The sequence below is a fragment of the Streptomyces sp. CA-250714 genome, from assembly GCF_050936705.1.
GTDB lineage: Bacteria > Actinomycetota > Actinomycetes > Streptomycetales > Streptomycetaceae > Streptomyces.
On the sequence record NZ_JBNJMI010000001.1, the window covers coordinates 617,149 to 630,206 of the forward strand.

A 13,058-nucleotide genomic window follows, 5' to 3' on the forward strand; every position below is an offset into this window, starting at 1 on the left:
GGCGCCTGCCCAGTTTCGGGCACGACCCGAGCTTGGTGCACGCAGTGCGCCGGTCAACACCACTGCCCCGCCTGGATGAATCGGGACATAAGCCCATCGGTCTCCCCCGGCCGAACAGCAAAGCCCATGAAGGCATTAGCATGCGGGCGCATGAGCTCCCCCACAGGACCGGACAATGGCCTGCCCGTACGAATGCCACGTCCCCGCCAGCCCGGACGGCACCGCCGACCGGAGCCCGTCGTCGCCCCCGAGGGCGCGCCGGCACTGGTTCTGGCTGTCCCCGGGACTCCCTCCAGCGCCATGCGCAGTCTCGCCGAGGAGACGCTGAGCATCGCGCGCTCGGAGCTGCCCGGTCTCGACGCGCGCGTCGGTTTCACCGAGGGCGACGGCGAGGAGTTCCCGACCATCCGCTCCGCTCTCGCCCAGGCGGTGACCGATCGCGCGACGCGCCGCCGGTACGCGCGCGAGGCGGCCGCCATGGCGGAGGAAGCGGCGCAGGAGCAGGAAGCCGCGGTGGCCGCCCCCGCACGCGGGACCGCCGACGACGGCCTGCCCGCGGTGGTGGTGCCGCTGCTGGCGGGCCCGGACGCCGCGCAGCTGCGGCGGATCCGCCAGGAGGTCCTCAACAGCGGCTCCGGCGCCGAGCTGACCGATGTCCTGGGGCCGCACCCGCTGCTCGCCGAGGCCGTGCACGTACGGCTCTCCGAGGCGGGTCTGGCGCGTGCCGACCGGGCGCGGCTCTTCACGGTGGCGACGGCAGCGGACGGCATCGTCCTGGCAACCGTCGGCGGCGAGGAGGCCGTGCAGGCGGCCGGTATCACCGGCATGCTGCTGGCGGCACGGCTGGCGGTACCGGTGCTCGCCGCCGCACTCGACGACGAGGGCGCCATCCAGCACACCGCCGAGCAGCTGCGTACCTCGGGTTCGCAGCAGCTGGCCATAGCACCGTGCCTGATCGGCCCGGAGATCGCCGAGGGGTTGCTGGAGGCGGCTGCCGAGGAAGCGGGCTGTCCGACAGCCGAGCCGCTGGGCGCCTATCCCGCGCTGGGCAAGCTGGTGGCCTCGACGTACGCCGCCAAGGCGGGGATCGCCCAGCCCCAGGCCCCGCAGGGCGCGCCGGTTCGCTGACGGCCGCGCCGCGGACTGGGCAGGCTCGCAGCGCTGCCGCCCGGGCAGGCGGACAGCTGGAGCACCGCCGACAGGGCCGGAGAGCTGACTTCTCCGGCCCCGTACCGGCCACTGTCCTTCGACGCTGCGATGCGCCTCCTGGGAGCCTCGTGGCGAGTGGTTGCGGCTCCTGCGTTCCCCGCCCGCCTGCGCCGCAGCTCGCCCGCTCACCCGTCGGTGGCCTGCTCGAAGACCACGCAGGAGGCGGCCGGAGCGGCGAGGGACCCGGCCAGGAACGGCGTTCCGGTGGCCGGATCCACCTCGAACCAGGTGACGTCCCCCGAGCGCTCGTTGGCGGCGTAGAGCCAGTGGCCTGTGGGGTGCAGGGCCAGGTCGCGGGGCCAGTGGCCGCCGCAGGGCACGGTGGTCACATACGTCGGCAGGTCCGCCGAGGTCAGATCGAGGACGGTCACGCTGTCGTCGCCCCGGTTGGCGGCCCAGGCGAAGCGGCCGTCCGGCGAGACGGCGAGTGCGGACGGGTAGTTGGCGGCCGCCGCGCGCTCCGGCGGCAGAAGACGCGTCTCGCCCAGCGGTTCCAGCTCGCCCGTCTCGGCGTCCCAACGGCAGGTCGTCACGGTCGAGTCGAGCTCGTTGACGACGTACGCACGCCGGGGCGTGTCCCGTTGCCCGGGGTGTACCGGCGCGAACGCCAGGTGGCGGGGGCCGGTTCCGGCGCGGAGCGGGATCTCGCGGTGCAGGCGCAGGCCGGCTGCCGTTCCCCGTAGGTCGTAGATCCACACCGAGTCGGTTCCCAGATCGGTGGAGAGCAGCCACTGTCCGGACGGGTCCGGGACGACGGCGTGCGCGTGCGGCCCCTCCTGCCGCTCCCCCACCGGGCCTCGGCCGTGGTGCTGGTGAGTGACCGCAGCAGAGCTCAGGCGGCCGTCGGCGTGCAGCGGGAGTGCGGTGACGCTGCCCGAGGTGTAGTTCGCGGTGTAGAGGGTGCTGTCGGTCGCTGCGAGGTGCGTGGGTCCGGCGCCCGCCACGGGAACGGTCCCGTCGAGCAGTACGGGACCGTCGCGGGACGGCCCGTGATCGCTGGGCGGTTCACCACTGTTGAGGGAGAAGGCCGCGGCTGTGCCCTGATCGGTCTCGCTGACGGCATACAGGACGCTGCTGTTGGGCGCCAGCGCGAGGAATGAGGGGTCGGGGACGGCGTCTTTTGTGTGGTGGAGTGGGGTGAGGGCGCCGGTGCGGGGGTCGAGGGCCGCGGTGGTGATTCCGCGGCCTCCTGCGGAGGTGAACGAGCCGATGTATGCGCGGGGCTGCATTTGGGTGCCGTCGGCCATCGTGGTTGCCCCGCCCCTTCGCCGTTCCGTCGACTCGCTGTTCGGCCCGCCGTGTCCGGCGTCGATTGCTGCGTCCCTCTGTTGTGCCGATAAGGGGGTGCGCCTGCCCGGCGCTTGCGGCGTGCGGCTACGTCGTGGCTTGTCGCGCAGTTCCCCGCGCCCCTGACGGGGCGCGGTCCCGTCCCCCTGCGCTGTGCTTGGGCAGTCTGCGCCAGGGGCGCAGGGTGGGCAAGCGCAGCCCCCGATGCCGGGTACGTCCTAAGCGGTCGCCCTCGGGGGCGTGTGCAGCGGGGTGGCGAGTTGGTGGAGGGTGTCTTCCAGGGCGTGGAGGTGGGCCAGTGCGCGGTCGCCCGGTGGTGGCGGGTCGACGGTGGCGGTGGCGGGCGGGACGGCGGCGCTCGGTGCCGTGGCGGCCGGGGTCGGCGCGGGGGCGGCAAGGCGGCGTACGGCGGCTTCGAGGCGCTCGCAGGCGGCCGTGAGCCGCGCGTCGTGCGAGGCGGCCGGGTCGGCGGCGGCCTCGGCCAAGCCGCGAACCTGGCGGGCGCAGTCGTCCAGCAGAGCCAGCACCCGCCGGGCCCTGGCCTTACGGGCGCGCATGGGGCTCAGCGGGTGGACGAGGGGCGCGACCGACAGCCGTACCCGCCCCAACAGCAGCTCCAGCTCGGCGATGCGGGCCTCGGGCCCGTCGCCGCTCTCCCCCGCCAGGCGGCGTGCCGCGTCGAGGGCGCACTCGTGGACGCAGTGCACCGCCCGCCGTATCCACACCTCTGTCGCGGCATGCGTGGTGACGGGCAGCACCAGGACGACAGCGAGCGCGGCGCCCAGGGCGCCCACGGCCGTCTCCTCCAGCCGCAGTCCGAGCAGGCCGGGGTGGAGCACGCCCAGCAGGCCGTAGAGCATGCCGACCATGAGCGTGACGAAGAACATCATCCACGAGTACGACAGGGGCGCCGTGTAGAAGATCCCGAAGACGCAGCAGGCCACGACGGCGAGGGTGGGCGCTATCGCGCCGTCCGTGGGCACCGCGACGAGCAGTCCGGCAGCGAGTCCGGTGACGGTGCCGAGGACCCGGCGGAAGCCGCGGACCAGCGTCTCACCGCGCGACGCGGTGTTCACGAAGATCCACCAGGCGGCGCCGACCGCCCAGTACCAGCGGTCCAGTGAGAGTGCCTGCCCGGCGGCCAGCGCGAATCCGCAGGCGGCCAGCGCCTGGAACGCCTGCCGCGTGGTGGGGCGGCTCAGTCCTCGGCCGCCCACCGGCGCGATCGCGGGCTGCGGTCCGGTGCCCCGTTCGACGGGCCACAGGACGAACCGGGTGAGGGCGGCGGCTGCGAGGGCGAGGAGGCCGGCGACGAGGGTCTGCGGCAGCTGACCGGGGCCGGTGTGCAGGAACTGCGCGGCGAAGAACTCCATGAAGGCGAAGATCCCGAGGGCGTTGCCCCGCGGCCCCCAGCGCCGGGCGTAGACGCCGGCGAAGACGACAGCGAGGAACGCGGCGTCCCGGGCGAGCGGCAGCTCGTGCAGGAAGGCGGCCAGCGCGAGGACGGGGAATCCGACGACCGGCAGCAGTGCGGTGGTGACGGCCTGTGCCCGTACGGTGGTGTCCGCGACGGTGAACAGCGCGAGGAGCGCCACCAGCCCGCCTGCGACAGTGGCCTGCAACGGGAGGCCGCTGAGGGCGCAGACGGCGACGGCCAGTCCGATACCGAGGACGGCGCGGGACGAGACGCGCACCCTGAGGGAGCGTTCCGGGCCGAGTGTCGCGACGGTGCGACGGAGGAGATGTGCTGGGGTCCTTCCCCCGGGCTTCCGAAGCGACTTCTCCAAAACCCCTCCAATCCGGGCCGACCTGTCGGCCATGTGTCCACATGCTGATACGAAGAGGAAAGCACCCCTTCCCACCTGCGACCAAATCGCATGCGTTTGGCATGCTGGAGCGCATGATCAGTTCTCCTGCCGGCCCCGCGGTCGTCTTCGACCTGGACGGCACCCTCGTCGACAGCGAGCCGCACTACTACGAGGCGGGCAGGCGGCTGCTGGCCGCACACGGCGTTCCCGGCTTCAGCTGGGAGGACCATTCGCGGTTCATCGGGATCGGCACCCGGGAGACTCTGGAGACGCTCCGCCGCGAGCACGGGCTCACGTCATCGGTCGACCGGCTGCTGGCGGAGAAGAACCGTCTCTACCTGGAGCTAGCGCGCTCGGGCACAGACGTATTCCCCGAGATGCGGAAGCTCGTGGAACGTCTGCACGCGGCCGGACTCCCCCTCGCTGTCGCCTCCGGTTCTTCGCGCGCCGCCATCGACGCCGTACTGGGAGCGACCAGCCTGGATGCGCTGCTACCGCTGCGAGTGTCGGCGGAGGAGGTGCCGCACGGCAAGCCCGAGCCGGACATCTTCCTGGAGACGGCGCGCAGGCTCGGCGTCTCGCCCGCCGACTGCGTCGTCCTCGAGGACGCCCCACCCGGCGCGGAGGCGGCCCACCGGGCGGGGATGCGGTGCGTGGCCGTACCGTACGTTCCCGCTCATGCGACCGACCCGGCGGTCGCCGGTGCGGAGCTGCTGTTCCCGGGCGGACAGCGTGAGTTCGACGCGCAGAAGGTCTACGACTGGATCATCGGCCAGCCGGTCGGCCAGTGACGGCCGTGCCTCTTCCCTCCCGCCCCGTACGACGAGGTGGGCCCGGCCGGTGACGGACAGATGGGGTCCCGGCACACCACGGTGAGACGGCCGGGCTAGGATGACGCCGTGATCACGGCCCGATTGCGCTGCGTTGCGCAGGCGAACCGCCCGTCGGCGGCTCCGCTGCGCTTCCTCGCCTTGGCCGTGCTCCTGTTGGGGCTGATGCTCACGCACGGCATGAACGCGGAGAACCCCGCAGGCCATACCGACGGCGCACCGCACTTCGGCGCCTCCGTGCCGGCGAGCGCCCACTTCGATACTGGCGCGTCGGGGAACTCCCACCCGGATTCGTCGTCCGACCACGGACACGACGGGCACCAGGACAAGCATCTGGACTGCCTGTCGGGACAGCCGGAGAGCGGCCCCGTCCTCGATGCCCCGCTCTCCTCGCCCCAGCACGAGGCGCACGCTTCCGCGGAGATCCGGCAGTGCCGTACGGCCCCGGTGAGTGACCCTCCCCGGGAGGGTCTTTCAGCGCAGCAGAGAAGAAGCACGGTTCTGCGGGTCTAGAGGCGGCCGCGCCGCTGCCTGACCCCGTCATGCCGAACAGAACATCCCACGGCGCAGGCACAGGCGTTCCCGCTCGTCCCTTCCAGTGATCGATCCATGCCCCCTGCTCGGCGGCTCCCACGCCGGAACAGTGGTCGCACGGAGGAACTGTGCCGCATCGCGCCCGCATCGGCTGGGTCTGGCTGCTGGTGGTCCTGTCCGGTCTGTTCTCGCTGACCGCCTCCGCCTGCATACCGACCGGCCACGAGAACACGTCAGTTCAGCATGTGGTCTCCATCGGGACCGTCACCGACCCAGTGGAACACCTCGCGCCGGACCGGCCGGTCGCCACCCGTCCGGGAGCCTCGTGCACACCTGCGCGTGAGCTTCCGCCCACCGTCCATGTCAGGAGTGCGTTACCCCACAAGGCGTCCGTCCTGCCGGTGGTACGCCTCCGGTGCGACACGGCCACGCGATCGCCAGGCCGCCGCGCAGGAACAGGCGGCGCAAGACCCGCCGTCGTCCAGCCACGACATACCACTCTCGCTCTCGTCTGCCGGTGGCTCATTTAGCCGGGCCGCGCCGTAGCTCCGCGCGGTCACCGAGCACAGGCAAGGCACCGCTCAAGTCCGTGCGGCAGTGCGCTTCCCGCCTGCCACCCACCATCGGACCAGCACCAACGAGAGTGAGAGATGCATCCTCCCACCACACCTGCCCCGACCGGCCGTCACGCCCTTTCCGGCCTCGTCGGCAACACACCCGTACTGCACGTGAGCGAACCCCTCAGCCCGCCCGGACGGGGCTTCTGGGCGAAGCTGGAGGGCTTCAATCCCGGCGGGATCAAGGACCGCCCGGGGCTGCACATGATCGAACGGGCCCGGGTCCGTGGCGACTTGCGTCCCGGTGGCCCCGTCATCGAATCCACCAGCGGAACGCTCGGACTGGGGCTGGCCCTGGCCGGGCTCGTCCACCGCCATCCCGTCACCCTGGTGACCGACCCGGGGCTGGAGCCGTCGATGATCCGGCTGCTGTCCGTCTACGGAGCCCGGATCGAGATCGTCGACGAACCGCACCCCACCGGAGGCTGGCAACAGGCCCGCAGGGAGCGCGTCGCCCAACTGCTCGCCGCCTCCGCCGGGTCCTGGTGCCCCGACCAGTACAACAACCCGGACAACGTCGCCGCCTACACCCGACTCGCGCTGGAACTGGCCTCCCAGCTCGGCCATATCGACGTACTGGTGTGCAGCGTGGGCACGGGTGGCCACTCCGCCGGGATCTCCCGTGTGCTGCGTCAGCTGTATCCCGGTCTGCGGCTGATCGGCGTCGACACCGTCGGCTCGACCATTTTCGGCCAGCCTGCCAGGCCCCGGCTGATGCGGGGCCTGGGCTCCAGCATTCATCCGCGGAATGTCGCCTACGACCACTTCAGCGAGGTGCACTGGGTCGCACCGTCGGAGGCGGTCTGGACAGCGCGTCAACTGGCGGCCTCGCACTACGCGACCGGGGGTGGAGCGTGGGCGCGGTGGCGCTGGTCGCCGGCTGGCTGGCCCGCACCCTGCCGGCGGAGACCCACATCGCCGCCGTCTTCCCGGACGGGCCGCAGCGCTACCTGAGCACCGTCTTCGACGACGAGTACTGCGCCGAGCACGGCCTGCTCGACTCCCCTCCCCCGCTCGAACCCGAAGTGATCGGCCGCCCGGACGAGAAGGAGGTCACCCGTTGGACCCGCTGCACCAGCGTGGCCGACCCGCTGGCTGTGCCGACGGAGCCCGGGCCCTGCGAAACGGTGCCTCTGCCGGCTGAACCGGCCGAGCTGAAGGAGGGTGACCGGTGAAGCTGTCACTCATCGCGCAGACGCGCTCCTACGAGCGCAGTGTGCAGCTGTTGATGGTGAACCAGTTCACCATCAACCTCGGCTTCTACATGCTGATGCCCTATCTGGCAGCGCATCTGTCCGGAACGCTCGGTCTGGCCGGCTGGATCGTCGGCCTCGTCCTCGGCATACGGAACTTCAGCCAGCAGGGCATGTTCCTCGTGGGCGGCACCCTCGCCGACAGGCTCGGCTACAAACCGCTGATCGTCGCGGGCTGTGTACTGCGTACGCTCGGCTTCGCCACCCTCGGCCTGGTGGACTCCGTGGCCGCCCTGCTCGCGGCCTCCGCGGCGACCGGACTGGCCGGAGCGCTGTTCAATCCGGCCGTACGCGCCTATCTCGCGGCGGACGCGGGCGAGCGGCGCGTCGAAGCGTTCGCGCTGTTCAACATCTACTACCAGGGCGGAATCCTGCTCGGGCCGCTGGTGGGCATGCTGCTCACGGACCTGGACTTCCGCCTCACCTGCCTGGTCTCCGCAGCGATATTCACGCTGCTGAGCATCGTCCAGATCCGGGCTCTGCCCGCCCGCCGGCGCAACGATGCGAGCGACGGCACGGACAGCGGTCGGGAAAGTGTGCTGGCGCAGTGGCGGACCGTCGTCGCCAACCCGAGGTTCCTGCTCTTCTCCACGGCCATGGTCGGCTTCTACGTGATGCAGTTCCAGGTCTATCTGGCGTTCCCGTTGGAGGTACGACGAGTCGGCGGCGACGGGACGTTCGGTACCGCCGCGGTCGCCCTGCTCTTCGCCGTCTCCGGACTGAGCACCATTTTCGGCCAGACCAGGCTCACCGCCTGGTGCAAGGCCCGCATGGCGCCGGGGCAGGCGCTCACGTGGGGGCTGCTGACGATGGGGCTCGCGTTCGTCCCCCTGCTGGCGGCCACCGCGCTGCCCGTACCGGAGAGCGGAGTGGGGCTGTGGGTGTCGGCGGCCGTGCCGCCGGCGCTCGCCGCACTGCTGCTGGCGCTCGGGACGATGATCGCCTACCCCTTCGAGATGGACACCATCGTCCGGCTCTCGGGCGACCGGCTCGTCGCGACGCACTACGGGCTGTACAACACCATTTGCGGCGTCGGCATCACGCTCGGGAATCTGCTGACCGGCGCCTCCCTGGACGCGGCACGCGCCGCGGGACTGTCGGCCCTTCCCTGGATCGCTCTGTGCGTTCTCGGGCTGGGCTGCGGTGCGGCGTTGTACGGGTTGCACCGCACGGGTCGACTGGTGCCGCCGGCCCCGGCGGTTCGGCCGGAACCGACCACCGCGTGATGGACTGGGCTGCTCCGGGAGGGGTGTGCGCGGCAGTGCTGCGGCCGGCGCGAGCGGGCGCGTAGCGAGGCCTCGGGGGACGTACCTGTTGGTGCGTCCCCCGGGCAACCAGGGCGTGTTTGGGGGATCTTGAGCGGGCCTCTCCGTTGTTCCGGGGAGGGGGTGCCCCTGTCCGTCTTCCGCGGGCTGCGGGTCCGTTGTGGTTGCTGGGGGCACCTCCCGGCCGGAGGCTGGGGGAGCAGTTCCCCCGCGCCCCTTCGGGGCGCGGTTCGGTCAGTGCTGGTGCTCGGCCGGTTTCCGCCCCTCCGGGTCGGTCGGCCGCTCAGAGGCTTCGCCCACATGCACGGTGAACGCTGCCGTGCGGACCTTGCCGTCGTGCCGGAAGTCGAGGAAGAGGCGGTAGGCGCCCTTGCTGGGTGCGGTCGCGGTGAACGAGACCTCAGGGCCGGGCTTCGTCCTTCCGTCACCCGGCTCGCCGTTGGGGTGGACGTGCAGATAGGCGAGGTCCCCGGAGCGCAGCGCGACGAGGTGGCCGTAGGCGCCGAGATAGGGCTGAAGGTCCGTGACGGGCTTGCCGTCTTTGGAGACGTCGAGCCGCAGCTCGCTCCCGGTGCCCGCGCGCAGTCGGCCGTTGAGGGTGACCTCGTAGCCGTCGACGGTCGCCGTCCTGTCGGCCGCAGGAAGCGGCTCCGGTTTCGACTTCCCGGAGACTTCCAGGTCGGCACCGAGCGTGAGGCCACTGGCGCTCTTGGCCTGGGGCGTGAAGTCGGCGAAGACCCGGTATCCACCTGCCTTCGGGAGCTCGGCGGATATGGACCAGGTGCCGTCCGCGGCCCGAACCGGGTGCAGATGCCGGTAAGTTGCCAGGTCGCGCGAGGCGACGATCAGGTGCAGTTCTTTGCCGTGTTCCCGGCGGAAGGCGGTCACGTTGCGGCCCGTGTCCTCGTCCACGATGGCGAACCGCAGTTCGGCGTCCTTGCCGGCTTCGACACGGGGAGTCTTCAGATCGAGGGCGAAGCCCTTCTCGGAGACCTGAAGGCCTCCGGGAGCCTCCGAGGGCCCGCCCCCGTGCTCGGCGTGCCCTTCGTGCCCGTCGGCTTTCCGCTGCTGCGAGCCGTGTGCAGAGTGCTCGGCCGGTTCCGCTTCCCCGGTCACCGGGTCCAGGACCTGTCCCGCTCCGTAGGCCGTTCCGAAGGTGGCCGCGAGTGCGGCGGCGAAAACGGTGATCTTGAGACCAGTGTGCATGATCACTCCCTCGTCAGGGCCGCCCGACCGCGGCCACGCACTTCAACATACCCCTAGGGGGTAAGAAGTCAAGCCGCTCCGCTTTTTGCGCAGATACAGGGAGGGGGTATATATCGTGGCGCTCCACAGTTACCCCGCCCGTATCAACTGTCATGGGAGGAAAGCGTCTTCGTGCTGTACACCGGACAGCAGCTGCCACACCGACTTCGGGTGAGTCCGCAGCCAGGCACAGCGGTCGCCGACGGCCGCACCACCGTCTACGAGGTCAGCGGCGTGGGCAGCGCCCGCTGCGAGGGGATCGTCACCGAGGTGCTCAGCGAGCTCGACGGCATGCTGTCCGTCGACGTCGACATCGGCACCGGCCGGGTCACGGTCACCACAGCCGGAGAGTCGGAGGATGGAGTGATCGCGGCAGCGATCCATTGAGGGCGGATACGAGTACGTCGGTCGGGCCTGACGCCGGGCGTCGGCCGGTGCCCGGCAGGGGCCCAGCCCTCCCCCAGCCCCTACCTGAGGACTTCGCGAATGTGACCGTTCCCGGCTTCCAGGGAATTGTCGAAGGCCGTGCGGTCCTCGTCGGCAGCGCTCAGCTGCTCACGGAGTGGGCGATGGGCTGTTGGCGGACCTGGCCCGCGCCCGGCACGAGGCTGAGACGGCCGGGCACAATCGCCGTGGGGTGACGGGGAAGGACGGGCGCTTCTCGAAGTCGCCGAAGTCATCGGGCGGTTGAAGCGCTCCGTCTCGCCCGCGTCCTCCTGACCGGCGGCAACAAGGCCATCGCCGGGCCGCCGTAGCGACCTATATCGGCGTCGAGGACGTCATGGCCGAGGCCATGACCCAGGACAGGGTCTCGACGTCGTGAGGAAGCTCCCGGCCGAAGGCCGCAGCGCCGCCATGGTCGGGGACGGCGTCAGCGAGTGCCTCCGCCGACGCGGTGCGCCACTGCCGCAGGCCCCTCGGCGCCATCAAGTACGACCTATGTTCAGCCTTCGCCGGGAACGTCGCAGCCCTCCCCCGGCCGCTGCGGGGCAGCGCAGCTCCGTGATCACCGGAGGCGCCAATGGCCGGGCGTGAGGGCCGCGTCGACTGGTGGCTGCGGCGGGCGGGTCGTCAGTGCAAGTGCAACCGTGAACGGCCGTCGATGCGGTCTGAACCCGCCACGGACCGCGGCGCGCGCTCGTTCTCCGTCGAGCATGGCCACCGAGGCGAACCGGACCGGAAAGCGTCCTCGTCGGGCTGGACGAGGACGAACGCCGTGTTCGCCAGGGGCCGGACCGAAAGGTGTCAGCCGTCCGTGGAGCGGACGGTGCTCATGATCTTCTTGATCTCGGCGGCCTTCAGCGCCTTCGGCACTCCTTGGTCCGCGTAGATCACCCAGCCGTGCATGGTGCCGTCGGGCAGCTTCTGCGCGATGCTGTGCACGACTGCCTTCGGCGGGACACACGAGCCCGGGCGGTGGGTGACGGTGACCTCGGCGGTCGCGGTGTAGCCGTTGATACCGCCCTTGTTCCACGGCTTGGCCTTGGTGACCTTGATCTTGGGCTTGTGGTCCTCACCGCCGTACGCGGCGAAGCCCCAGTTGCCCGCCCAGTTACGAGCGTTCTCCTGCAGGCTGCCGGTCTTGCCGCCGCCCGTGGTGCCGACGGTGGCGAGCTGTCCCTTGCCCGCCTCACCGATCGCCTTGGGATTCGGACTCGACGCGCAGCCGCCCTCCCGATAGTTCCCGGCTGCGGTCATGACGACGATCGGCTTGCCGTCCTTGCCCGTGTAGGAGAGGGCCGTGTTCTCCTCAAGGATCTTCCACTTCTTGGCCTTGCCAGGAACGTCGTAGCGGAAGTGGTGCTTCTGGCTGGTCTGCGTCTGCCATCCCTTGACCAACGGCAGTTTGCCGGAGGGGCTACCAGGGGACTTGGACGACCCCTCCGAGGGCGCCTTCGACTTGGCCGAGGGCTGCTTCGATCCAGCGGCGTCGGTGTCCTTGTCCTTGGACTTGGACTTGCCGGTCTCGTTGCACCCGCTCAGCGCGAGGGCCATGCCGATACCGACGGCCGCGATCAGGGTTGCCTTCTTTCGCCGGGACGGTATCCGGGTGGACTGCTCGTGCTGAGCAGGGCGGTCGAGAATCTTTGACTGAGACATGATCGGCACTCTAAGCGAACCGGATTCCCTCACCTTCATCAGGTGGACGTCCGCTGCGAGACGTATACCTGCTCGTGACACAGCACAGAAGAAGCTGGTGCGCCCGGCATGCGACGTACTGCTCAGACCGCCCGCGGCTGGTGCCGCGCCCTGTCGGCCGCGGGAGCGGAGTTGCCGGCGCAGCGCCGTCACGGCAGGGAGCGCCCGACCTGTGCGTTCCCGCCGGAGACCGGTCCGTGCGAGGGCGCGAGGGGTCAGGCAGCAGGCTCGTGGGAGGTGCGCGCCGGGTCCCGTCGAGCCCTCTTCCGTCACCCCTGACGACCGTGCGGTTCCATGAATTCGAGTCGATTTCCCAGGAGGTCGTACGAGTAGAAGCGCTCGTGCCCGGGGAACTCTCCGTCCCAGATCACCTGCATGCCCGCAGCCTCCAGCCGGGCGGCCAGGGAGTGAAGGTTCTCCACCAGAATTCCCGGATGCGCCTTGCGCGCAGGAGTGAAGTCCTCTTCCACTCCCAAATGAATCTCCAAACCTCCGCCACGGAACCAACAGCCACCGCGCGCCGCGAGCACAGACGGCTTCTCCAGCTCCGTCATTCCCAAAATGTCGCCCCAGAACCTGCGGCACTTGTCCTCGGAGCGCGGTGGAACGGCGAGTTGCACATGATGCAGGCGGGAGAAAGAGAAGGAGTCATCAGCTCGGTTGGTCATCGGTACCTCCTCGGCGGGTTGCGTCCAACTGGCCCATTGTTCATCAGGGTTGGGGGAAATGGGCGGGCTAGGGCGTGTCCGGCGGATCTTGACTGGCCCTGTCCGTTGTTCGATAACGGGGTGCCCCTGTCGGCGCTTGCGGGCTGCGGGTTGCGTTGTGGCTGTGGGGGCACCTCCCGGCCGGAGGCTGGGGGAGCAGTTCC

Annotated in this window: 11 protein-coding genes and 1 pseudogene; 6 read left to right on the top strand and 6 right to left on the bottom strand. The window is 70.6% G+C overall.

Going from position 1 to position 13,058, the window contains the following annotated elements; translation table 11 throughout:
- Nucleotides 1-150 precede the first annotated feature (150 nt).
- Entirely contained in the window at nucleotides 151-1,128 is a 978-nt protein-coding gene (locus tag ACQEU8_RS02965; protein WP_433096468.1) for a sirohydrochlorin chelatase, read from the top strand.
- Nucleotides 1,129-1,334: 206 nt separating this feature from the next.
- On the opposite strand, the gene ACQEU8_RS02970 is transcribed toward ACQEU8_RS02965, so the two are convergent.
- Both ACQEU8_RS02970 and ACQEU8_RS02975 read right to left on the bottom strand, forming a co-directional pair.
- Nucleotides 1,335-2,456 (bottom strand): lactonase family protein, encoded by a 1,122-nt coding sequence (locus ACQEU8_RS02970; RefSeq protein WP_433096470.1) that lies wholly within the window; start codon nucleotides 2,454-2,456, stop codon nucleotides 1,335-1,337.
- A gap of 258 nt (nucleotides 2,457-2,714) precedes the next feature.
- Complete coding sequence (locus ACQEU8_RS02975; protein WP_433096472.1) at nucleotides 2,715-4,283, bottom strand: FUSC family protein; 1,569 nt, start codon at nucleotides 4,281-4,283, stop codon at nucleotides 2,715-2,717.
- A gap of 113 nt (nucleotides 4,284-4,396) precedes the next feature.
- On the opposite strand from ACQEU8_RS02975, the gene ACQEU8_RS02980 reads away from it, so the two are divergent.
- From ACQEU8_RS02980 to ACQEU8_RS02995, 4 genes and pseudogenes are all read left to right on the top strand, one after another.
- Complete coding sequence (locus ACQEU8_RS02980; RefSeq protein WP_433096474.1) at nucleotides 4,397-5,095, top strand: HAD family hydrolase; 699 nt, start codon at nucleotides 4,397-4,399, stop codon at nucleotides 5,093-5,095.
- A 108-nt stretch (nucleotides 5,096-5,203) separates the two neighbouring features.
- Entirely contained in the window at nucleotides 5,204-5,647 is a 444-nt protein-coding gene (locus ACQEU8_RS02985) for a hypothetical protein (protein ID WP_433096476.1), read from the top strand.
- Between the two features lie 671 nt (nucleotides 5,648-6,318).
- A pseudogene (locus ACQEU8_RS02990) lies at nucleotides 6,319-7,460 on the top strand (PLP-dependent cysteine synthase family protein).
- A 53-nt stretch (nucleotides 7,461-7,513) separates the two neighbouring features.
- Nucleotides 7,514-8,764, top strand: coding sequence for an MFS transporter (locus ACQEU8_RS02995; RefSeq protein WP_433102107.1), 1,251 nt, complete (start codon nucleotides 7,514-7,516; stop codon nucleotides 8,762-8,764).
- 273 nt (nucleotides 8,765-9,037) lie between these two features.
- Here the strand turns inward: ACQEU8_RS02995 and ACQEU8_RS03000 are convergent, their stop codons facing one another.
- On the bottom strand, nucleotides 9,038-10,009 hold the full coding sequence (locus ACQEU8_RS03000) for a hypothetical protein (protein WP_433096478.1): 972 nt from the start codon (nucleotides 10,007-10,009) through the stop codon (nucleotides 9,038-9,040).
- Between the two features lie 210 nt (nucleotides 10,010-10,219).
- Between ACQEU8_RS03000 and ACQEU8_RS03005 the strand changes: the two genes are divergently transcribed.
- The gene (locus tag ACQEU8_RS03005) at nucleotides 10,220-10,435 is read left to right on the top strand and encodes a heavy-metal-associated domain-containing protein (RefSeq protein WP_433096480.1); all 216 of its coding nucleotides are present in this window, start codon (nucleotides 10,220-10,222) and stop codon (nucleotides 10,433-10,435) included.
- Nucleotides 10,436-10,807: 372 nt separating this feature from the next.
- Here ACQEU8_RS03005 and ACQEU8_RS03010 read toward each other — a convergent pair whose 3' ends face one another.
- The 3 genes from ACQEU8_RS03010 to ACQEU8_RS03020 form a co-directional block, all read right to left on the bottom strand.
- Nucleotides 10,808-10,975 (bottom strand): hypothetical protein, encoded by a 168-nt coding sequence (locus tag ACQEU8_RS03010; protein ID WP_433096482.1) that lies wholly within the window; start codon nucleotides 10,973-10,975, stop codon nucleotides 10,808-10,810.
- Nucleotides 10,976-11,293: 318 nt separating this feature from the next.
- Entirely contained in the window at nucleotides 11,294-12,148 is an 855-nt protein-coding gene (locus ACQEU8_RS03015) for a hypothetical protein (RefSeq protein ID WP_433096484.1), read from the bottom strand.
- Between the two features lie 308 nt (nucleotides 12,149-12,456).
- On the bottom strand, nucleotides 12,457-12,855 hold the full coding sequence (locus tag ACQEU8_RS03020) for a glyoxalase (RefSeq protein ID WP_433096486.1): 399 nt from the start codon (nucleotides 12,853-12,855) through the stop codon (nucleotides 12,457-12,459).
- Nucleotides 12,856-13,058: the final 203 nt, after the last annotated feature.